The organism is Aquipseudomonas alcaligenes, assembly GCF_003205495.1.
Classification (GTDB): Bacteria; Pseudomonadota; Gammaproteobacteria; order Pseudomonadales; family Pseudomonadaceae; genus Aquipseudomonas; species Aquipseudomonas alcaligenes_B.
This window is the reverse complement of sequence record NZ_QJRX01000013.1, coordinates 19627-39711: the sequence shown is the minus strand read 5'-3', so window position 1 is coordinate 39711 and position 20085 is coordinate 19627. Positions and strand designations below refer to the sequence as shown.

At 68.7% G+C, this 20085-nt stretch carries 16 protein-coding genes; 11 read left to right on the top strand and 5 right to left on the bottom strand.

Annotation, left to right across the window (positions count from 1 at the left end):
* Positions 1-245 precede the first annotated feature (245 nt).
* The 8 genes from DMO17_RS19210 (at position 246) to DMO17_RS19175 (ending at position 11872) form a co-directional block, all read left to right on the top strand.
* Entirely contained in the window at positions 246-992 is a 747-nt protein-coding gene (locus tag DMO17_RS19210) for an amino acid ABC transporter permease (protein ID WP_110684083.1), read from the top strand.
* A complete protein-coding gene (locus DMO17_RS19205) occupies positions 989-1657 on the top strand; it encodes an amino acid ABC transporter permease (protein WP_181418831.1) in 669 nt (222 codons plus the stop codon). Before DMO17_RS19210 ends, DMO17_RS19205 begins: the two co-directional genes overlap by 4 nt.
* Complete coding sequence (locus tag DMO17_RS19200) at positions 1654-2388, top strand: amino acid ABC transporter ATP-binding protein (protein WP_021702120.1); 735 nt, start codon at positions 1654-1656, stop codon at positions 2386-2388. The genes DMO17_RS19205 and DMO17_RS19200 overlap by 4 nt, the downstream gene beginning before the upstream one ends.
* Positions 2389-2563: 175 nt before the next feature.
* A complete protein-coding gene (locus DMO17_RS19195; protein ID WP_110684081.1) occupies positions 2564-4432 on the top strand; it encodes a sensor histidine kinase in 1869 nt (622 codons plus the stop codon).
* Positions 4425-5747, top strand: a complete 1323-nt coding sequence (gene aauR / locus DMO17_RS19190) for a two-component response regulator AauR (protein ID WP_110684080.1) — start codon at positions 4425-4427, stop codon at positions 5745-5747. The genes DMO17_RS19195 and aauR overlap by 8 nt, the downstream gene beginning before the upstream one ends.
* 168 nt (positions 5748-5915) lie before the next feature.
* Entirely contained in the window at positions 5916-7757 is a 1842-nt protein-coding gene (locus DMO17_RS19185) for a DUF1302 domain-containing protein (protein ID WP_110684079.1), read from the top strand.
* 14 nt (positions 7758-7771) lie between these two features.
* Entirely contained in the window at positions 7772-9136 is a 1365-nt protein-coding gene (locus DMO17_RS19180) for a DUF1329 domain-containing protein (RefSeq protein WP_110684078.1), read from the top strand.
* 135 nt (positions 9137-9271) lie between these two features.
* Positions 9272-11872: a LuxR C-terminal-related transcriptional regulator gene (locus DMO17_RS19175; RefSeq protein ID WP_258371580.1), complete on the top strand. Its 2601-nt coding sequence runs from the start codon at positions 9272-9274 to the stop codon at positions 11870-11872.
* A gap of 12 nt (positions 11873-11884) precedes the next feature.
* Here DMO17_RS19175 and DMO17_RS19170 read toward each other — a convergent pair whose 3' ends face one another.
* On the bottom strand, positions 11885-12922 hold the full coding sequence (locus tag DMO17_RS19170; protein WP_110684077.1) for a threonine aldolase family protein: 1038 nt from the start codon (positions 12920-12922) through the stop codon (positions 11885-11887).
* Positions 12923-13269: 347 nt separating this feature from the next.
* On the opposite strand from DMO17_RS19170, the gene DMO17_RS19165 reads away from it, so the two are divergent.
* Positions 13270-13485 (top strand): DUF1127 domain-containing protein, encoded by a 216-nt coding sequence (locus DMO17_RS19165; RefSeq protein WP_110684076.1) that lies wholly within the window; start codon positions 13270-13272, stop codon positions 13483-13485.
* 140 nt (positions 13486-13625) lie between these two features.
* Here the strand turns inward: DMO17_RS19165 and DMO17_RS19160 are convergent, their stop codons facing one another.
* Genes DMO17_RS19160 through DMO17_RS19145 form a run of 4 tightly spaced genes read right to left on the bottom strand, consistent with a single transcriptional unit; the run spans position 13626 to position 18154 of the window.
* Positions 13626-13928 (bottom strand): DUF3240 family protein, encoded by a 303-nt coding sequence (locus tag DMO17_RS19160; protein ID WP_110684075.1) that lies wholly within the window; start codon positions 13926-13928, stop codon positions 13626-13628.
* A gap of 1 nt (position 13929) precedes the next feature.
* Positions 13930-14868: a sodium-dependent bicarbonate transport family permease gene (locus DMO17_RS19155; RefSeq protein ID WP_110684074.1), complete on the bottom strand. Its 939-nt coding sequence runs from the start codon at positions 14866-14868 to the stop codon at positions 13930-13932.
* Between the two features lie 51 nt (positions 14869-14919).
* On the bottom strand, positions 14920-16728 hold the full coding sequence (oadA, locus tag DMO17_RS19150; protein WP_110684073.1) for a sodium-extruding oxaloacetate decarboxylase subunit alpha: 1809 nt from the start codon (positions 16726-16728) through the stop codon (positions 14920-14922).
* 10 nt (positions 16729-16738) lie between these two features.
* The gene (locus DMO17_RS19145; protein ID WP_110684072.1) at positions 16739-18154 is read right to left on the bottom strand and encodes an acetyl-CoA carboxylase biotin carboxylase subunit; all 1416 of its coding nucleotides are present in this window, start codon (positions 18152-18154) and stop codon (positions 16739-16741) included.
* 189 nt (positions 18155-18343) lie between these two features.
* Here DMO17_RS19145 and DMO17_RS19140 point away from each other — a divergent pair, with 189 nt between their 5' ends.
* Both DMO17_RS19140 and DMO17_RS19135 read left to right on the top strand, forming a co-directional pair.
* Positions 18344-19285 (top strand): LysR family transcriptional regulator, encoded by a 942-nt coding sequence (locus tag DMO17_RS19140; protein ID WP_110684071.1) that lies wholly within the window; start codon positions 18344-18346, stop codon positions 19283-19285.
* 65 nt (positions 19286-19350) lie between these two features.
* Positions 19351-20022, top strand: a complete 672-nt coding sequence (locus DMO17_RS19135) for a GntR family transcriptional regulator (RefSeq protein ID WP_021702092.1) — start codon at positions 19351-19353, stop codon at positions 20020-20022.
* Positions 20023-20085 lie beyond the last annotated feature (63 nt).

Genomic DNA, 20085 nt, shown 5'->3' with positions numbered 1-20085 from the left:
CCTCTCCCCCAGCCCCTCTCCCCTCGGGGGAGAGGGGCTGGGGGAGAGGGGGCGACGCGAAACCCTCTCCCCGGCCCTCTCCCGTGAACGGGAGAGGGAGCAAGAAGCCCCCTGTTGGTACGGCGCCACTTCACGAGAGCGGCGCCGCCTCACCTCTGTAAATTAGGACAGGAGCACCACCGCCAACCGCGGTGGGGGACCGTGTCGGCCCCGGCTCCTGTCCGCCCTGATCGTGGGTAGCCAAGATGAATTACAACTGGGACTGGGGCGTGTTCTTCAAGCCCACCGGCATCGGCAACGAGATCTACCTGGACTGGTTCGTCACCGGCCTGGGCTGGACCATCGCCATCGCCCTGGCCGGCTGGCTGATCGCCCTGCTGCTGGGCTCGCTGCTCGGCGTGATGCGCACCGTGCCGAACCGCTGGATCAGCGGCTTCGCCACCTGCTACGTGGAGCTGTTCCGCAACGTGCCGCTGCTGGTGCAGCTGTTCCTCTGGTACTTCCTGGTGCCGGACCTGCTGCCCGAGCCGCTGGAAATGTGGTTCAAGCAGGACCTCAACCCGGCCACCTCGGCCTTCATCAGCGTGGTCGTGTGCCTCGGCCTGTTCACCGCCGCGCGCGTCTGCGAGCAGGTGCGCACCGGCATCCAGGCGCTGCCCAAGGGCCAGCTGGCCGCCGGCTACGCGCTGGGCTTCCGCCTGCCACAGATCTACGCCAACGTCCTGCTGCCGCAGGCGTTCCGCATCATCATCCCGCCGCTGACCAGCGAGTTCCTCAACATCTTCAAGAACTCCTCGGTGGCCTCGCTGATCGGCCTCATGGAGCTGCTGGCGCAGACCAAGCAGACCGCCGAATTCAGCGCCAACCTGTTCGAGGCCTTCACCCTGGCCACGCTGATCTACTTCACCCTGAACATGAGCCTGATGCTGCTGATGCGCCTGATCGAGAAGAAGGTCGCGGTGCCCGGCCTGATCGCCGTGGGAGGCAAATAATGGATTTCAGCGCTATCGTCCCGGCCCTGCCGGGCCTGTGGAACGGCATGCTGATGACCCTGCAGCTGATGGTGCTGGGCGTGCTCGGCGGCGTGGTGCTGGGCACCCTGCTGGCCATCGCGCGGCTGTCGCACAACCGCCTGCTGGCCAATGCCGCCGCCACCTACGTCAACTACTTCCGCTCCATCCCGCTGCTGCTGGTGATCACCTGGTTCTACTTCGCGGTGCCCTTCATCCTGCGCTGGATCACCGGCGAGGACACCCCGGTGGGCGCCTTCACCTCGTGCCTGGTGGCCTTCGTGATGTTCGAGGCGGCCTACTTCTGCGAGATCGTCCGCGCCGGCATCCAGGCCATCCCCAAGGGCCAGATGGGCGCCGCCTCCGCGCTGGGCATGACCTACGCGCAGAGCATGCGCCTGATCATCCTGCCGCAGGCCTTCCGCAAGATGACGCCGCTGCTGCTGCAGCAGAGCATCATCCTGTTCCAGGACACCTCGCTGGTCTACACCGTGGGCCTGATGGACTTCCTCAACGCCGCCCGCTCGCGCGGCGACATCCTCGGCCAGCCGCACGAGTTCCTGATCTTCGCCGGCCTCATGTACTTCACCCTCAGCTTCGCCGCCTCGCAGCTGGTCAAGCTCCTGCAGAAAAGGTTAGCCGTATGATTTCCATCCAGAACGTCAACAAGTGGTACGGGGACTTCCAGGTGCTGACCGACTGCAGCACCGAGGTGAAGAAGGGTGAGGTGGTGGTGGTGTGCGGGCCGTCCGGCTCCGGCAAGTCGACCCTGATCAAGTGCGTCAACGCCCTGGAACCCTTCCAGAAGGGCGACATCGTGGTCGACGGCACCTCCATCGCCGCCAAGCAGACCAACCTGCCGCAGCTGCGCTCGCGGGTCGGCATGGTGTTCCAGCACTTCGAGCTGTTCCCGCACCTGTCGATCACCGAGAACCTGACCATCGCCCAGGTCAAGGTGCTCGGCCGCAGCAAAGCCGAGGCCACCGAGAAGGGTCTCAAGCTGCTCGACCGCGTCGGCCTGCTGGCTCACGCGCACAAGCATCCGGGCCAGCTCTCCGGCGGCCAGCAGCAGCGCGTGGCCATCGCCCGCGCGCTGGCCATGGACCCGGTGGTGATGCTGTTCGACGAACCGACTTCGGCACTCGACCCGGAGATGGTCAACGAGGTGCTCGACGTGATGGTGCAGCTGGCCAACGAGGGCATGACCATGATGTGCGTGACCCACGAGATGGGCTTCGCGCGCAAGGTCGCCGACCGGGTGATCTTCATGGACCGCGGGCAGATAGTCGAAGACTGCGCCAAGGAAGAGTTCTTCGGCGACATCAACGCGCGCTCGGAACGTGCCCAGCAGTTCCTCAACAAGATCCTCCAGCACTGACGGAGACTCCCCTCTCCCACTTGTGGGAGAGGGGCTGGGGGAGAGGGAAGGCCCCGTAGCCCTCTCCCCAACCCTCTCCACTGGGCGTGCCCCCGTAAACGGGAGAGGGAGCATTCGCCCCGTGCCACCCGCCGAGTAGCGCTGCGCCCAACCTACCCAGCCCGGGACTACTGTGATGCAATGCCCGTCCCCCAGCGTCCCGCCCGTGCTCGCCGTGAAGCCACGCCTGTTCCGCCAGATCCTGCTGACCCTGCTGGGCATCGCCCTGGTGCTCGGCTGCGGCTACGCCGGCTACCGTCTCAGCGAGGCCGCCGGCATCCGCACCCTGGCCGAAGGCGGCGAGCGCCAGCTGGAGCTCAACGCCCGCGCGGTGGAGAGCGAGATCAACAAGTACACCTACCTGCCCAGCCTGCTGGAGCTGGAGAGCAGCGTCAGCCGCGTGCTGCTGACCCCCGGCCGCTACCGCCGACAGCGCCTCAACGACCACCTCGAAGGCCTCAACCGCCGCGCCGGCAGCCTGGCCGTGTACGTGCTCGACCTCGACGGCCGGGTGGTCGCCACCAGCAACTGGAACCAGCCGGACAGCTATCTGGGCGAAGACCTGTCGTTCCGCGACTACTACAAGCAGGCCGTGCGCGGCGAGCCGGGGCGCTTCTATGGCATCGGCAGCACCACCGGCGAGCCCGGCTACTACCTGGCCCACGGCCTGCGCGGCAACGGCCGGGTGATCGGCGTGGCGGTGGTCAAGGTGCGCCTGGACGCCCTGGAGAAGCGCTGGGCCGACGCCCGTGTGGAAGCCTACGTCAGCGACGAGAACGGCATCATCATCCTCTCCAGCGACCCGAAGCGCCGGCTCAAGGCCGTGCAGCCGCTGGACGACGCCAGCCGCGAGCGCCTGGCGCGCAGCCTGCAATACCACTGGGCGGCGCTGGAGGAGCTGCAGCCGCTGGCCCGCCGTGAGCTCGGCGACGGCCTGCAGGAGGTGCGCCTGCACGGCCCCGCCGGCCAGCCGCTGGACTACCTGCAACAGACCCGCGCCCTGGCCGACACGCCCTGGCACCTGACCCTGCTCACGCCGCTGGCCGAGCAGCGCCGCGCCGCCGTCAGCCACGGCCTGCTGGCCGGCGTGGCCTGCGCCCTGCTGATCTTCGGCGGCCTGGCGCTGAACCAGCGGCGCAAGGTGATCGCCACCCGCCTGGCGGCGCGCGAGGCGCTGCAGGCGGCCAACGCCGACCTGGAGCGCAAGATCGCCGAGCGCACCCTCGACCTGTCCGCCAGCAACCGTCTGCTGCAGGACGAAGTGCGCGAACGCCAGCAGACCGAGGCCAACCTGCGCCAGGCCCAGGATGGCCTGGTGCAGGCCGGCAAGCTGGCGGTGATCGGGCAGATGTCCACCAGCATCGCCCACGAACTGAACCAGCCGCTGGCGGCGCTGCGTACCCTGTCGGCGAATGCCGCGCGCTTCCTCGAACGCGGCGCGCTGGACACCGCCGGCAGCAACCTGCAGGCGATCGGCGAGCTGGTCGACCGCATGGGCCGCATCACCGCCAGCCTGCGCGCCTTCGCCCGGCGCGGCGGCGACCAGGGCCAGGCCAGCCTGGAGCAGGCGGTGGACGCCGCGCTGTTCCTCCTGCACAGCCGCATCGAGCAGGAGCGCCCGACCCTGCACCGCGCGTGCGCCGAGGCGCGCCTGGCCATCGACCAGACCCGCCTGGAGCAGATCCTGGTCAACCTGCTGAGCAACGCCCTGGACGCCCTGCGCGAACAGCCGCGCCGCGAGCTGTGGCTGAGCGGTGCGGCCAGCGGCGCCGACTATGTGCTGGAAATCCGCGACAGCGGCGCCGGCATCCCGCCGGAGCTGCGCGCCCACCTGTTCGAGCCCTTCTTCACCACCAAGCCCGGCGAGAAGGGCCTGGGCCTCGGCCTGACCCTGTCGGCCAGCCTCGCCGCGGCCGCCGCCGGCAGCCTGGCCGTGCGCCACCCGGAGGAAGGCGGCACCGCCTTCGTCCTCACCCTGCCCCTGGAGGAGCCCCGCCATGTCTGACGCGCTGACCGTGCTGATCGTCGAGGACGACCCCCATGTGCTGCTCGGCTGCCAGCAGGCCCTGCAGCTGGAAGACATCGAAAGCTCCGGCGTCGGCAGTGCCGAGGAAGCGCTGACCAGGGTCGAGGCCGACTTCGCCGGCATCGTCGTCAGCGACATCCGCCTGCCGGGCATGGACGGCCTGCAGCTACTGGCCGAACTGCGGCGCCGCGACCCGCGCCTGCCGGTGGTGCTGATCACCGGCCACGGCGACATCGGCATGGCGGTGGGCGCCATGCGCGACGGCGCCTACGACTTCATCGAGAAGCCCTTCTCCCCCGAGCGCCTGGTCGAGGTGGTGCGTCGCGCCCTGGAACAACGCGGCCTGGCCCGCGAGGTCAGCGCGCTGCGCCGCCAGCTGGCCGGGCGCCAGGCCCTGGAGCAGCGCATCATCGGCCGCTCGCCGGCCATGCAGCGCCTGCGCGAGCTGATCGCCAACGTCGCCGACACCGGCGCCAACGTGCTGATCGAGGGCGAGACCGGCACCGGCAAGGAGCTGGTGGCGCGCTGCCTGCACGACTTCAGCCGGCGCCAGGGCAAGGAGTTCGTCGCCCTCAACTGCGGCGGCCTGCCGGAGAGCCTGTTCGAGAGCGAGATCTTCGGCCACGAGGCCAACGCCTTCACCGGCGCCGGCAAGCGCCGCATCGGCAAGATCGAGCACGCCGACGGCGGCTCGCTGTTCCTCGACGAGATCGAGAGCATGCCGCTGGCCCTGCAGATCAAGCTGCTGCGCGTGCTGCAGGAACACAGCCTGGAGCGCCTCGGCTCCAACCAGCCGATCAGCGTGGACTGCCGGGTGATCGCCGCGACCAAGGCCGACCTGGCCGAGCTGGGCCAGCGCGGCGAGTTCCGCAGCGACCTGTACTACCGGCTCAACGTGGTCAGCCTGGAGCTGCCGCCGCTGCGCGACCGCCGCGAGGACATCCTGCTGCTGTTCGAGCACTTCCTGCAGCAGTCGGCGCTGCGCTTCGACCGCGCCGTGCCCGAGCTCGACCGCGCCACCGCCAGCGCCCTGCAGGCCCACGACTGGCCGGGCAACGTGCGCGAACTGCGCAACGTGGCCGAGCGCTTCGCCCTCGGCCTGCCGGTGTTCAAGCACAGCGGCGCGGCGCCGGACGGCAGCGGCGCGAGCTTCGCCGAAGCGGTCGAGGCCTTCGAGCGCAACCTGCTCGGCGCCGCCCTCGAGCGCCACGCCGGCAACCTCAGCCAGGCCGCCCAGGCCCTGGGCATGGCCAAGACCACGCTGTTCGACAAGGTGAAGAAGTACGGGCTCTAGGCGCCGTCGATGACCCACCATTCACCGGGCTTCTGACGGGCGCCGCGGCCCGCCGGACAGGGCCTTTCATACTTTCGGGCGACAGCGCGAATCCATCCTTGGTGCGCTTATGCGCCTGTCATCCGCTGGGTAGGGTGCTGGCTGTTCCACCCATCCACGGAGAGCCTCATGACAAGAATAAAAAGGCCCGGAATCTTCCAGCCGCACACCCTCGCCCTGGCCGTCGCACTGGGGGCCGCGGCCCCGGTACAGGCCGTCACCTTCAGCATCGGGGAGATCGAAGGCCAGCTCGACTCCTCTCTCTCGGTCGGCGCCAGCTGGTCCACCGCCAAGCCGGACAGGGACCTGATCGGCACGACCAACGGCGGCACCGGCTTCACCCAGACCGGTGACGACGGCCGCCTGAACTTCAAGCGCGGCGAGACCTTTTCCAAGATCTTCAAGGGCATCCACGACCTCGAGCTGCGCTACGGCGACACCGGCGTGTTCGTCCGCGGCAAGTACTGGTACGACTTCGAACTGAAGGACGAGAGCCGCCTGTTCAAGGACATCGACGACTCCAACCGCAAGCAGGCCGCACAGTCCTCCGGCGCGGAAATCCTCGACGCCTTCGTCTACCACAACTACGCCATCGGCGAGATGCCCGGCTCGGTGCGCCTGGGCAAGCAGGTGGTGAGCTGGGGCGAGAGCACCTTCATCGGTAACGGCATCAATGCGATCAACCCGATCGATGCCGCCGCCTTCCGCCGTCCCGGTGCGGAAATCAAGGAAGGCCTGATCCCGGTCAACATGTTCTATGTCTCGCAGAGCATCACCGACCAGCTGTCGGCCGAGGCCTTCTACCAACTGGAATGGGATCAGACGGTGGCCGACAACTGCGGCACCTTCTTCGCCTCCAGCGACGTGGCCGCCGATGGCTGTGATGCCAACTACAACATTCTCGATAGCGCGACCATGAATACCCTGCTGCCGGCGGCCAGCCTGCTGGCAGGCCAGGGCGTTACCCTGACCCCCGAAGGGCTGGTGGTGCCGCGCGGCGGCGACCGCGATGCACGCGACTCCGGACAATGGGGCCTGGCGCTGCGCTGGCTCGGTGATGAAACCGAATACGGTGCCTACGTCCTCAACTATCACAGCCGCACGCCAAATGCCGGCTACACCACTGCCAGCTCTGCCAACATCCTCAATGCGCTCACCTATAACCCGCCGGGGCCAGCAGGGGCCGGCGCCTTCGCCCAACCGATCCTGCTGGGGACAGGCCAGTATTTTCTGGAATACCCGGAGGACATCCGCCTCTACGGCCTGAGCTTCTCCACCACGCTGCCCACCGGCACCGCCTGGGCCGGCGAGATCAGCTACCGGCCGAACATGCCGCTGGGCATCAACGGTACCGATATGACCGCCAAGCTGGCCACGACCCCGGCAGGCGCCTTCGCCGCAGCCGGTGGCGGGCTGGCCGGCATTGGCGCCGCCATGGCGCAGGGTGATCGCTACCTCAAGGGCTACAACCGCAAGGAAGTGACCCAGGCGCAGACCACCCTGACCCACTTCTTCGACCAGGTGCTCGGCGCCTCGCGCCTGACCCTGGTGGGCGAGCTGGGCCTGACCAGCATCGGCGGCCTGGAGAGCCGCGACGAGATAGCCTACGGCCGCGACTCGATCTACGGCTCGCCGCACGGCACCGGCGCCTCCAATATCGCCGCCCTGCGCGAGTACGGCACCCACGGCTTCTACACCAACACCTCGTGGGGCTACCGCGCGCGCGGCATCCTGGAGTACAGCGACGTGTTCGCCGGGGTCAACCTCAAGCCCAATGTCGCCTGGTCGCATGACGTCGACGGCTACGGCCCGGTGTTCAACGAAGGCGCCAAGGCCGTCAGCGTCGGTGTAGATGCCGACTACCTCAACACCTACACCGCCAGCCTCAGCTACACCAATTTCTTCGCTGGCGACTTCAACACCCTGACCGATCGCGACTTCCTCGCCTTCAGCGTCGGCGTGAACTTCTAAGGGAACCGGTCAAGATGAAAACAACAAAACTGATCACCGCCCTCACCCTCTCCCTGCTGGCCGGCGGCGTGCTCGCCGCCGTGTCGCCCGAGGAAGCCGCCAAGCTGGGCAGCAGCCTGACCCCGCTGGGTGCCGAGAAGGCCGGCAACGCCGACGGCTCCATCCCCGAGTGGAACGGCGGCCTGCCGACCAGCGCCGCGGCGGTGGATGCCGCCGGCTTCCTCGCCGACCCCTTCGCCGGCGAACAGCCGCTGTTCACCATCACCGCGCAGAACCTGGAGCAGTACCGGGACAAGCTCTCCGAAGGCCAGGTCGCCATGTTCAAGCGCTACCCCGAGACCTACAAGATGGTGGTCTACCCCAGCCATCGCAGCGCGGCGGTGCCGGCAGAGATCTACGCGGCGGCGCAGAAGAGCGCGCTGAGCACCCGCCTGATCGAGGGCGGCAACGGCCTGCAGGGCTTCGCCGACAGCCGCTACTACGCCTTCCCGATTCCGCAGAACGGCCTGGAAGTGGTGTGGAACCACATCACCCGCTACCGCGGCGGCAACCTGCGGCGCAGCATCGTGCAGGCCGCGCCGCAGGCCAACGGCAACTACAGCCTGGTGCACTTCGAGGACGAGGTGGCCTTCCCGACCATGACCACGGGCCTGGACGCGAAGAAGGCGGAAAACGCCCTGCTGTTCTTCAAGCAGCGCGTCACCGCCCCGGCGCGCCTGGCCGGCAACGTGCTGCTGGTGCACGACTCGCTGGACCAGATCCGCGAGCCGCGCATGGCCTGGCTGTACAACGCCGGCCAGCGCCGCGTGCGCCGCGCCCCGCAGGTGGCCTACGACGGCCCGGGCACCGCCGCCGACGGCCTGCGCACCTCGGACAACTTCGACATGTACAACGGCGCGCCGAATCGCTACGACTGGAAGCTGGTGGGCAAGCGCGAGCTGTACATCCCCTACAACAACTACCAGCTGCAGTCGCCGCAGGTGAAGTACGCCGACATCCTCAAGACCGGCCACACCAACCAGGACCTGGCGCGCTACGAGCTGCACCGGGTGTGGGAAGTGGAAGCCACGCTGAAGAGCGGCGAGCGCAACATCTACGCCAAGCGCCGCTTCTTCATCGACGAGGACAGCTGGCAGATCGCCGTGTCCGAGCACTACGACGGCCGCGGCCAGCTGTGGCGCGTCGGCCAGGCCATGCTGGTGCAGCAGTTCGCCCAGCAGGTGCCGGTGTACGCCTTCGAGGCCCTGTACGACATCATCGCCGGGCGCTACCTGGCCATCGGCATGGCCAACGAGGAGAAGCGCTCGATCGAGTACGGCATCCAGGCCTCGGCCGTCGACTTCACCCCGGCCGCCCTGCGCAACGCCGGCGTGCGCTGACGAGTGCCACCGCAACGCTGCTCCAGCTTGAGGCGACCCCAGCGGTCGCCTTTTTTGTCCGCGCCGGCCACGGCCGCCGCCGATTGGATAAGATCGCCGCATCGCTCGCACAAACACAAGAACAGAGCCGAGGCCATGACCATGCACGACAAGGTTCGCGCCCTGCACCCGCTTCCCGCGCGCCAGCCGGACCCCTCGCTGCCGCGCCTGCCGGCGGCGCACATCGCTCGCCCGCGCCTGACCCGCGCCCTGCTGGCCGGCGACTGCCGCCTGACCCTGGTGTGCGCGCCGGCCGGCTTCGGCAAGAGCGTGCTGCTCGGCGAATGCGCACGCCAGGCCCCGGCCGGCACCCGGGTGGTCTGGCTCGACCTGCTCGGCCATCCGCACAGCCCCGCCGAACTGCTGGTGCGCCTGGCCGCCGCCCTGCAGCTGGGTCATGGCGACGGCGAGCCCTGCGCCGAGCTGGGCCTGCTGCTCGGGCGCATCGAACAGCCGCTGTGGATCATCCTCGACGACTACCCGCGGCAGCCCTGCGCCGAACTGGACGCCTGCCTCGACCGCCTGCTGGAGCGCGCCCCGCACACCCTGCGCTGGTGGATCGGCGGGCGCCGCCGGCCGGCCTGGAACCTGCCGCGCCTGCTGCTGCAGGGCGACCTGCAGGAGCTCGACGCCGACGCCCTGGCCCTCGACCAGGAGGAGCTCGGCCGCCTCCTGCAGCAGCGCCAGCAACCCCTGCCGGGCGAACTCGCCGGCCAGCTGCTGCAGCACAGCGAGGGCTGGCTGGCCGGCATCTGCCTGCTGCTGATCGGCGGCCACGCCGACAACCTCGGCCAGCGCCTGGCCGCCGGCACCCCGCTGCTGCTGGAATACCTCGAACGCGAGGTGCTGGCCCCCCTGCCGACAGCGCTGCGCCAGGCCCTGCTGGTGCTGGCGCACATGCCGCGCTTCGGCGCCGCCCTGTGCGAGCACCTGCTGGAGGAACAGGGCGGCGCCGGCGTGCTGGAGCAGCTGCGCCAGCGCCAGCTGTTCCTGCGCGGCCTGGACAGCTGCGGCGAATGGTTCCGCCTGTGGCGGCCGCTGGCCGCCCTGCTCAGGCGCCTGCCCGGCGGCCAGGCGCCGCTGCAGGCCCACGTGCGCGCCTGCCAGTGGTTCGCCGGCCGCGGCGCCGTGCGCGAGGCGGTGGAGCACGCGCTGTGGGCCGAGCAGCCGGACGTGGCGGCCAACTACCTGCAGCGCTACGGCCAGGACCAGCTGCTGATCGGCCAGAGCGTCGCGCAGTTCCTGCACTGGCGCGACGAGCTGCCGGCACACCTGTTCAACAGCACGCCGCGGCTGATCATGCTGCAGGCCTGGGCGTTGATCATCTGCGCGCGGCTGGACGAGGCGGACGCCTGCATCGCCGAGCTGGGACGCTTCCTGCCGCAGCCCGACACGCGCCGCCAGCAGCAGCTGATCTCCCAGTACCAGGCGGTGCAGGGCGTGCTGCAGCGCCAGCGCGGCCAGGCCAGCGCCCGCCAGCACTGCCTGGAGGCCCTGGCCGTGCTGCACGAGTCGGCCTGGTCGCAGCACATCCTCTGCCAGCAGGCCCTGGCCCAGCAGGCCATGGCCGAGCTCGACCTGGTCAGCGCCCAGCAGCACAGCCACGAGGGCCTGCGCCTGGCTCGCCTGCGCGGAAGCGTGCTGTTCGAGGCGCTGCTCAGCGTCGACCACATCCACCTGCTAAGCATGCTCGGCGAGCGCGAACGCGCCCTCGAGCAGACCGCGCAGTGCCTGCAGCTGCTGCAGGGCGCCAGCCTGCGCGGCCCGGTGCTGGCGCGCCTGCAGCTGCTGCGCGGCACCCTGCTGGCCAGCCGCGGCGACATCGCGGCGGCGCAGGCCATGCTGCGTGCCGGGGTCGAGGAGGCCGAGGCCTGCGAGGACGCCTACCTGCTGTTCGGCTACCTGGGCCTGGCCGAGCTGGCCTGCGCGCAGAACGACGACGAGGGCGCGCAGCAGCTGCTGCGCCGCGCCGAGCGGCAGATGCAGTGGCTGCACGTGCCGGAGGTGCGCTACCGGGAGATGCTGCAGCTGGCCCAGGGCGGCCTGTGGCTGCGCCAGGGCGAGGCGGACAAGGCGCGCCAGGCCTTCCTGCGGGTGTGCCAGCGCCTGGAGCAGGAGCGCCTGCTGGCGCCCTCGGGCTTCTACGACCTGCTGCCCCGGGCCCGCCTGTACCTGGCCCAGGCCGACCTGGCGCTGGGCCAGACCGCCAGCGCGCTGACGGCGCTGCAGACGCTGCATGACGACTGCCGGCGCAGCGGCCACCACAGCCTGGCCACGCGGGTGCGCCTGAGCCAGGCCGAGGCCCTGCACCTGGCCGGGCGCGAAACCGAGGCCGAGGCCCTGCTGCGCCTGGCAGTCGGCGAGGCCGAGCGCCAGGCGCAGCTGCAACCGCTGCTGGCCCTGCAGCAGCGCCAGCCGGACTGGCTGGCGGAACACCCGGCCTGGCCGGCGCACCTGCTGCAGTCCACCGGCGCCACGGACGGCGCCACGCCCCCGGGCGAGGCGCTGCTGAGCAAACGCGAACTGGCGGTGCTCGGCCTGATCGCCCAGGGCCACTCCAACCAGCAGATCGCCGACAGCCTGTACATCTCCCTGCACACGGTGAAGACCCACGCGCGGCGGATCAACGTCAAGCTCGGCGTGCAGCGCCGCACCCAGGCGGTGGCGCGGGCCAAGGCCGAGGGCTGGCTGGGCTAGGCGCGCGGCACCTCAGGCCATGGCGCGGCGGATGTCCGCCGCCAGCTGGCGCACCCGCGCCTCCTCGGTGTCCCAGCTGCACATGAAGCGCGCGCCGCCGGCGCCGATGAAGGTGTAGAAGCGCCAGCCCCAGTCGCGCAGGCGCTCGATGGCCGGCTCGGAGAGCTGCAGGAACACGCCGTTGGCCTGTACCGGGAACATCAGGCTGACACCCGGCACGTCCGCCACCAGCTCGGCCAGCAGGCGTGCGCAGCGGTTGGCGTGGCCGGCGTAGCGCAGCCAGGCGTCGTCCTGCAGCAGGCCGACCCAGGGCGCCGACAGGTAGCGCATCTTCGAGGCCAGCTGGCCGGCCTGCTTGCAGCGGTAGTCGAAGTCCTCGGCCAGGGCCTTGTTGAAGAACAGGATGGCCTCGCCCACCGCCATGCCGTTCTTGGTGCCGCCGAAGCACAGCACGTCGACGCCGGCCTTCCAGGTCAGCTCGGCCGGGCTGCAGCCGAGGAAGGCGCAGGCGTTGGAGAAGCGTGCGCCGTCCATGTGCAGGTTGAGGCCCAGCTCCTTGCACACCTGGCTGATGGCCGCGACCTCCTCGGGGCGGTAGACGGTGCCGACCTCGGTGGCCTGGGTCAGGGTCACCACGCGCGGCTTGGGGTAGTGGATGTCCTGGCGCTTGAGGGCAACCTCGCGGATGGTCTGCGGGGTCAGCTTGCCGTCCAGGGTACGCGCGGTGAGCAGCTTGGAGCCGTTGGAGAAGAACTCCGGCGCGCCGCATTCGTCGGTCTCGACGTGGGCGGTCTCCGAGCAGATCACGCTGTGGTAGCTCTGGCACAGGCTGGACAGGGCCAGGGAGTTGGCCGCCGTGCCGTTGAAGGCGAAGAACACTTCGCAGTCGGTCTCGAACAACTGGCGGAAGCGGTCGGCGGCGCGGGCCGTCCACTGGTCCTCGCCGTAGGCGCGCTGGTGGCCCTGGTTGGCCTCGGCCATGGCGGCACAGGCCTCCGGGCAGATGCCGGAATAGTTGTCGCTGGCGAATTGTTGGGTCTGATCGGTCATGAGGTTTCCTCGTGGGCTTACCGACAGTCTGGACGGGCTTCGTGGGCCCGCCAGCCGGGCAATAACAGATGGTTCGCGAATCGGAGCAGTCACAAAACTGTATCGGCAACAAGTCGCTGCCAGCAGCCTTGCGCCTAGTGAAAAATCACGGATTACAGGTATCCGCCAGAACTTCCACGGATGACCAGTACAGTTGTTGTCATAGAACCAGAACAGTTACAAAGCGGGCTAACAAATAGGCAGGCAATTTATCCCAGCTGTGCCTATAAAATCGACCACACAGTCAGGAAAATAGGCTTCCAGTAGAACACCCTCTAACCCCGCCACAAGCGGAAGGAAGCACCACCATGGAACGTACCCTCAGTTCCGACCTCATGTTCCACCAACAGTCCCCGGCCGGCGGCAGCCACCTGCCCCTGCGCGTGCTGGGCACCCTGCTGCTGTGGCAGCGCCGCATCACCAGCCGCCGCGAGCTGGCGCGCCTGGACGAGCGCCTGCTGGCCGACGCCGGCATCAGCCTGCACGAGCGCGCCGCCGAAGTCAGCAAGCCGTTCTGGCGCTGATCGCCACGAACGCATGAGAAAGGGGAGCCGCGGCTCCCCTTTTTGTTGCCCGTAGCCCGGATGCAATCCGGGGGAACAGACTACCCCGCTCCCGGATTGCATCCGGGCTACCAGCGCCGAGGCACCCTCGCCTCGACCGGCTAGAACTTCTCCGGGCGCAGCACCTGCACCTCGGAGAGGTAGCAGACCATCGCGTAGTTGGCGTAGTAGCGCTGCTGCAGGTGCTCGGCGATGCGCTCGGCCAGGTCACGGTTGCAGATCACTTCCAGGCGGATGTTGCCCTCGGTGTCCCAGCCGGCGCTGCGCACGCCCCGGGCACCGCGGCCACGGGCGTCGGAGATGGTCCAGCCCGGCGCGCCGAGCGCCTCCAGGTCGGCCACCAGCTTCTTCTCCAGCGCGGCCTCGCCGACCACGGTGAGCAGGGTGCGGTTATGCGTGTCCATCTCAGAGCCCCCAGGCGATCAGTTGCTCGGCCAGCGCCAGGTACAGCGGTATGCCGATGAGGATATTGAAGGGAAAGGTGATGCCCAGCGAGGCGGTCAGCGACAGAGACGGGTTGGCCTCGGGCAGGGCCAGGCGCAGCGCCGCCGGCACGGCGATGTAGGAGGCCGAGGCGGCCAGGGTGGCGAGCATCGCCGTACCGCCCAGGCTGAGGCCCATGAAGCGCGCCAGCAGGGCGCCGACCAGCGCGCCGAGCAGCGGCATGAGCAGGGCAAACGCCGCCAGGCGCAGGCCGAACTGCCGGAGCGCGCCGAGCTGGCTGGAGGCGATCAGGCCCATCTCCAGCAGGAAGAACGCCAGCACCGGCTTGAACATGCTGGTGTACAGCGGCTCCAGCGGCTTGATCGCCTCCTTGCCGGCGACGGCGCCGATCACCAGGCCGCCGAGCAGCAGCATGATGCTCTTGCCGAGGAAGATCTCGCGGCCCAGCTCCTTCCAGTCGGTGCCACGGCTGACGCCCTTGGCCAGGAGGATGCCGACCAGAATCGCCGGGATCTCCAGGATCGCCACGAACAGCGGCATGTAGCTCTCGAAGCTGATCTGCCGCGACACCAGGAAGGCCACCACCACGGCGAAGGTACCGGCGCTGACTGAGCCGTAGTGCGCCGCCACCGCCGCCGCATTGACCCGGTCGAAGCGCAGGCCGCGCAGCAGGACGAAGGCCAGCAGCGGCAGACCGATGCCGAGCAGCAGCACCAGCCCGGCCTGGCCGAGCAGCTGCACGCTGGCCTGCTCGGCCAGCTCCACGCCACCGTGCAGGCCGATGGCCAGGAGCAGGATGATCGACAGGGTTTCGTACAACGCCGCCGGCAACTTCAACTCGCTCTTCAGCAGCCCGGCGACCAGACCGAAGACGAAGAACAGCACCACCGGATCCAACAAACACCTCCTGTTTCGCGGGCAAAAAAAGGGGCGCCTGCGCGCCCCGGGGACTTAAGCGTCGATCTCGACTAGGACTTCGCCGGGGTTGACCCGGTCACCCTTGGCCACGTGCACGGCCTTGACCGTGCCGGCGATGGGCGCCTGCACCTCGGTCTCCATCTTCATCGCCTCGGTGATCAGCACGGCCTGGCCGGCCTTCACCACATCACCTTCCTTGACCAGCACGTCGACGATGTTGCCCGGCATGGTGGTGGACACATCGCCCGGCGCGCTGGCCTGCTTGCGCTTGCCGCCGGCCCCGGCGACGAAGTCGTTGAGCGGCTCGAACACCACCTCTTCCGGCATGCCGTCGATGGACAGGTAGAAGTGGCGCTTGCCGTCGCCCTTCACGCCGACGCCGGTGATGTCCACGCGGTAGCTCTCGCCGTGCACGTCAACCACGAACTCGGTGGGCACGCCCTCGCCGCCCACCGGTGCCGCGCCGCCGGCCTGCGGCAGCGGCAGCAGGGCCTCGGGCTTGAGCGTGCCGGCGGCGCGTTCCTCGAGGAACTTGCGGCCGATGTCGGGGAACATGGCGTAGGTCAGCACGTCCTCCTCGGACTTGGCCAGGGCGCCGATCTCCTCGCGCAGCTTGGCCATCTCCGGCTTGAGCAGGTCGGCCGGGCGCACGTCGATGACTTCCTCGTTGCCGATGGCACGCTTGCGCAGCTGCTCGTCGACCTTGCCCGGAGCCTTGCCGTAGCGACCCTGCAGATACAGCTTCACCTCATTGGTGATGGTCTTGTAGCGCTCACCGGCGAGCACGTTGAACACCGCCTGGGTGCCGACGATCTGCGAGGTCGGGGTGACCAGGGGCGGGAAGCCGAGGTCCTCGCGCACTTTCGGGATCTCGGCGAACACTTCGTTGATGCGGTTCAGCGCGCCCTGCTCCTTCAGCTGGTTGGCCAGGTTGGACATCATGCCGCCCGGCACCTGGTTGACCTGCACGCGGGTATCCACGGCGGTGAACTCGCTCTCGAACTGGTGGTACTTCTTGCGCACGGCGTGGAAGTACATGCCGATCTCCTGGATCAGCTCCAGGTCCAGGCCGGTATCGAACGGCGTGCCGCGCAGGGCGGCAACCATCGACTCGGTGCCCGGGTGGCTGGTGCCCCAGGCGAAGCTGGAGATGGCGGTGTCGATATGGTCGGCGCCGGCCTCGATGGCCTTGAGCTGGCACATGGCGCCCATGCCGGCGGTGTCGTGGCTGTGCACGAACACCGGCAGGTCGACCTCGGCCTTGAGCGCCTTGACCAGCTCGAAGGTGGCGTAGGGGGTGAGCAGGCCGGCCATGTCCTTGATCGCGATGGAGTCGATGCCCATGGCCTGCATGGCCCTGGCCTGCTCGACATAGGCGGCCACGGTGTGCACCGGGCTGGTGGTGTAGGCAAGGGTGCCCTGGGCGTGCTTGCCGGCGGCCTTCACCGCCTCGATGGCGACGCGCAGGTTACGAACGTCGTTCATCGCGTCGAAGATGCGGAACACGTCGATGCCATTCACGGCAGCTTTCGCCACGAAGGCGCGCACCACGTCGTCGCTGTAGTGGCGGTAGCCGAGCAGGTTCTGTCCGCGCAGGAGCATCTGCAGGCGCGTGTTGGGCAGCGCGGCGCGCAGCTTGCGCAGGCGCTCCCAAGGGTCTTCCTTGAGGAAACGCACGCAGGCGTCGAAGGTGGCGCCGCCCCAGACTTCCAGCGACCAGTAGCCGACGCGGTCGAGCTTGTCGCAGATCGGCAGCATGTCCTCGGTGCGCATGCGCGTGGCGATCAGCGACTGGTGGGCATCGCGCAGGATGGTGTCGGTGACGGTAATTTTCTTAGTCATGTTCTGATCCCTACAGGCCGGCGTGGGCGGCAATGGCGGTGGCGATGGCGATGGCCAGGTGCGACGGGTTGCGCTTGATCGAGTACTGGGTCAGCTCCGGATGGCTCTCGACGAAACTGGTATTGAACTCGGCACTGCGGAACTCGGGGTTGCGCAGGATCTCCTGGTAGTAGGGCGCGGTGGTCTTCACGCCCTGCACGCGCATGTCGTCCAGCGCGCGCAGGCCGCGGTCCAGCGCCTCCTCCCAGGTCAGCGCCCAGACGATCAGCTTCAGGCACATCGAGTCGTAGTAGGGCGGAATGGTGTAGCCGGTATAGATCGCCGTGTCGGTGCGCACGCCGGGGCCGCCGGGCGCGTAGTAGCGGGTGATCTTGCCGAACGAGGGCAGGAAGTTGTTCTTCGGGTCCTCGGCGTTGATGCGGAACTGCAGGGCGTAGCCGCGGTGGATGATGTCCTCCTGCTTGACCGACAGCTCAAGCCCCGAGGCGATGCGGATCTGCTCGCGGACGATGTCGATGCCGGTGATTTCCTCGGTGATGGTGTGCTCCACCTGCACCCGGGTGTTCATCTCCATGAAGTACACCTCGCCCTCGGCGAGCAGGAACTCCACGGTGCCGGCGTTCTCGTAGCCCACCGCCTGGGCGGCGCGCACGGCGAGGTCGCCGATGTAGGCACGCTGCTCGGGAGTCAGCTGCGGGCTGGGGGCGATCTCGATCAGCTTCTGGTTGCGGCGCTGGATCGAGCAGTCGCGCTCGAACAGGTGCACGGTGTTGCCGAAGCTGTCGGCGAGGATCTGCGCCTCGATGTGCTTGGGATTGACGATGCACTTCTCGAGGAACACCTCGGCGCTACCGAAGGCCTTGGTCGCCTCGGAGATTACCCGCGGGTAGGCCGACTCCAGCTCCTCGCGGCTGTTGCAGCGGCGGATGCCGCGGCCGCCGCCGCCGGAGGTGGCCTTGAGCATCACCGGGTAGCCGATGCGCTCGGCCTCGCGCAGCGCCTCGGCGAGGTCGGCGACGTTGCCTTCGGTGCCCGGGGTGACCGGCACGCCGGCCTTGATCATGCTGCGCCGCGCCTCGGTCTTGTCGCCCATGCGGCGGATCACCTCGGCCGACGGGCCGATGAACTTGATCCCGCGCTCGGCGCAGATCTCCGCCAGCTCGGCGTTCTCCGAAAGGAAGCCGTAGCCCGGGTGCAGGGCGTCGCAGCCGGTCTCCACGGCCAGATTGACCAGCTTGCGCGGGTTCAGGTAGCCGGCCAGCGGGTCGTCGCCGACGCTGTGCGCCTCGTCGGCGCGCTTGACGTGCAGCGCGTGGCGGTCCGCCTCGGAGTAGATGGCCACCGAGCGGATGCCCATCTCGGCGCAGGCGCGGACGATGCGCACCGCGATCTCGCCGCGGTTGGCAATGAGGATCTTCTTGATCACGAGCCTGGTTCCTCGATCACGTGAGCAAAGGACCGCGACAGGGCGGTCCGCGAATGACCGCACAGGCCACGGCGGTCTTGCGATTACCCTACGCCCGCCGCTCGATTAACCAAAATCAATATTTGTTGGGATGAACATTAGTAAAGACTTATATTTGTCCGACAAGGCCTCTCCCGGGAACCGATAAGAATGCGCAAGTCATTGATGCGGATGACTTTTCGCCAGCTGCAGATCTTTCGTGCGGTGTGCGAGAGCCGCTCCTACAGCCGCGCGGCGGAGGAGATGGCGCTGACCCAGCCGGCCGTGAGCCTGCAGATCCGCCAGCTGGAGGAGCTGCTCGGCCAGCCGCTGTTCGACTACGTCGCGAAGAAGCTCTACCTGACGCCCGCCGCCGAGGCCCTGCTGCGCGCCAGCGAGGACGTGTTCGGCCGCCTGGAGGCGCTCGACATGCAGCTCTCCGACCTGCAGGGCTCGCTGCAGGGCCAGCTGAGCCTGGCCGTGGAATCCAGCGCCAAGTATCTGGTGCCGCACCTGTTCGCCGCCTTCCGCGCGCAGCACCCGGAGGTCAGCCTGCAGCTGGTGGTGGTCAACCACGCCCAGGCGGTGCGGCGCCTGTCGGTGAGCCGCGACGATCTGCTGATCATGTCGCAGCCGCCCGGCGACCAGGCGCTGGACTTCTTCCCCTTCCTGACCAACCCGATCATCGCCGTGGCGCCACCGCAGCACCCCCTGTGTGCCCGGGAGCAACTGCGTCTGGCCGATCTCGGCGCCTATCCCCTGCTGGTGCGCGAGCCCGGCTCGGGCACGCGCAAGGCCTGCGAGGAGTACTGCCACCAGAAGCGCGCGCACTTCGCCCAGACCCTGGAGGTGGGCTCCACCGAGTCGCAGGTGGAGGGCGCCATCGCCGGCCTCGGCCTGGCCCTGCTGCCGCGCCACGCCGCGCGCCTGGAACTGGCCCAGGGTTTGCTGCGGGAACTGCCGGTGGCGGAGCTGCCGCTGCAGCGCAGCTGGTGCGTGGTGCACCCGCGCGGCAAACACCTGTCGCCGGTGGCCCAGGCCTTCCGCGACTTCATCCGCCAGGAGCGGGCGCAGATCGCCGCACTGGAACGGCGCTTCGGCATGAGTGACTGAACTGGCAGCCAGGGAATTTCGTATATGATATTCGCACCATCGCCCACTCGACTCGGTGACGCGCCGTGCCCCTACCTCGCTTCAATGCCCCCAACCTGGGGATAGCTCCCTCGGCCTCCGAGGTCATCGCCAAGCACCTGCGCGACGCGATCATCTCCGGGCAGTTCGCCGAGGACGAGCCGATCCGCCAGGACGACATCGCCGGGCTGTTCAACGTCAGCAAGATCCCCGTGCGCGAGGCGCTCAAGCGCCTGGAGGCCGAGGGCCTGGTGATGTTCCAGCGCAACAAGGGCGCGGTGGTCACGCGCATCTCCGAGCCGGAGCTGGCGCAGATGTTCGAGGTGCGCGTGCTGCTGGAAACGCGGGCGATCCGCCTGGCAGTACCGAACATGAGCGAGGCCACCTTCGCCGAAGCCGAGCGCATCTGCGCCGCCTTCCTCGGCGAGGAAGACGTCGGCCGCTGGGCCGAGCTCAACTGGCAGCTGCACGCCTGCCTCTACGAACCGGCACAACGGCCCTTTCTGGTCGGCCTGATCCGCTCGATCCACGACAAGCTGGAGCGCTACCTACGCATGCAGATGAGCCTGTCCGAGGGCAAGGAGCGCGCCGACCACGAGCACCGCGAGATCATCGCCGCCTGCCGTGCCGGCGACGCCGAGCGGGCCGCGCAGCTGATCGAGGAGCACATCGGTGGGGTCTGCCAGACGCTTTACGAGCACCTGCCCAACCGCCTCTGAGCGTCCGTAGCGCTGTGCCGATTTCGTCATCGGCGCGCGCTAAATGACTCAAGCCGCCGACGC

What these genes read in the sequence shown, in the direction of transcription:
- DMO17_RS19165 (WP_110684076.1), top strand. Translation starts at nt 13,270, where the DNA reads ATGGAACGTACCCTCAGTTCCGACCTCATGTTCCACCAACAGTCCCCG.
- DMO17_RS19170 (WP_110684077.1), bottom strand. Translation starts at nt 12,922, where the DNA reads ATGACCGATCAGACCCAACAATTCGCCAGCGACAACTATTCCGGCATC.
- DMO17_RS19180 (WP_110684078.1), top strand. Translation starts at nt 7,772, where the DNA reads ATGAAAACAACAAAACTGATCACCGCCCTCACCCTCTCCCTGCTGGCC.
- DMO17_RS19185 (WP_110684079.1), top strand. Translation starts at nt 5,916, where the DNA reads ATGACAAGAATAAAAAGGCCCGGAATCTTCCAGCCGCACACCCTCGCC.
- oadA (WP_110684073.1), bottom strand. Translation starts at nt 16,728, where the DNA reads ATGACTAAGAAAATTACCGTCACCGACACCATCCTGCGCGATGCCCAC.
- DMO17_RS19195 (WP_110684081.1), top strand. Translation starts at nt 2,564, where the DNA reads ATGCAATGCCCGTCCCCCAGCGTCCCGCCCGTGCTCGCCGTGAAGCCA.
- DMO17_RS19175 (WP_258371580.1), top strand. Translation starts at nt 9,272, where the DNA reads ATGACCATGCACGACAAGGTTCGCGCCCTGCACCCGCTTCCCGCGCGC.
- DMO17_RS19160 (WP_110684075.1), bottom strand. Translation starts at nt 13,928, where the DNA reads ATGGACACGCATAACCGCACCCTGCTCACCGTGGTCGGCGAGGCCGCG.
- aauR (WP_110684080.1), top strand. Translation starts at nt 4,425, where the DNA reads ATGTCTGACGCGCTGACCGTGCTGATCGTCGAGGACGACCCCCATGTG.
- DMO17_RS19140 (WP_110684071.1), top strand. Translation starts at nt 18,344, where the DNA reads ATGCGCAAGTCATTGATGCGGATGACTTTTCGCCAGCTGCAGATCTTT.
- DMO17_RS19200 (WP_021702120.1), top strand. Translation starts at nt 1,654, where the DNA reads ATGATTTCCATCCAGAACGTCAACAAGTGGTACGGGGACTTCCAGGTG.
- DMO17_RS19210 (WP_110684083.1), top strand. Translation starts at nt 246, where the DNA reads ATGAATTACAACTGGGACTGGGGCGTGTTCTTCAAGCCCACCGGCATC.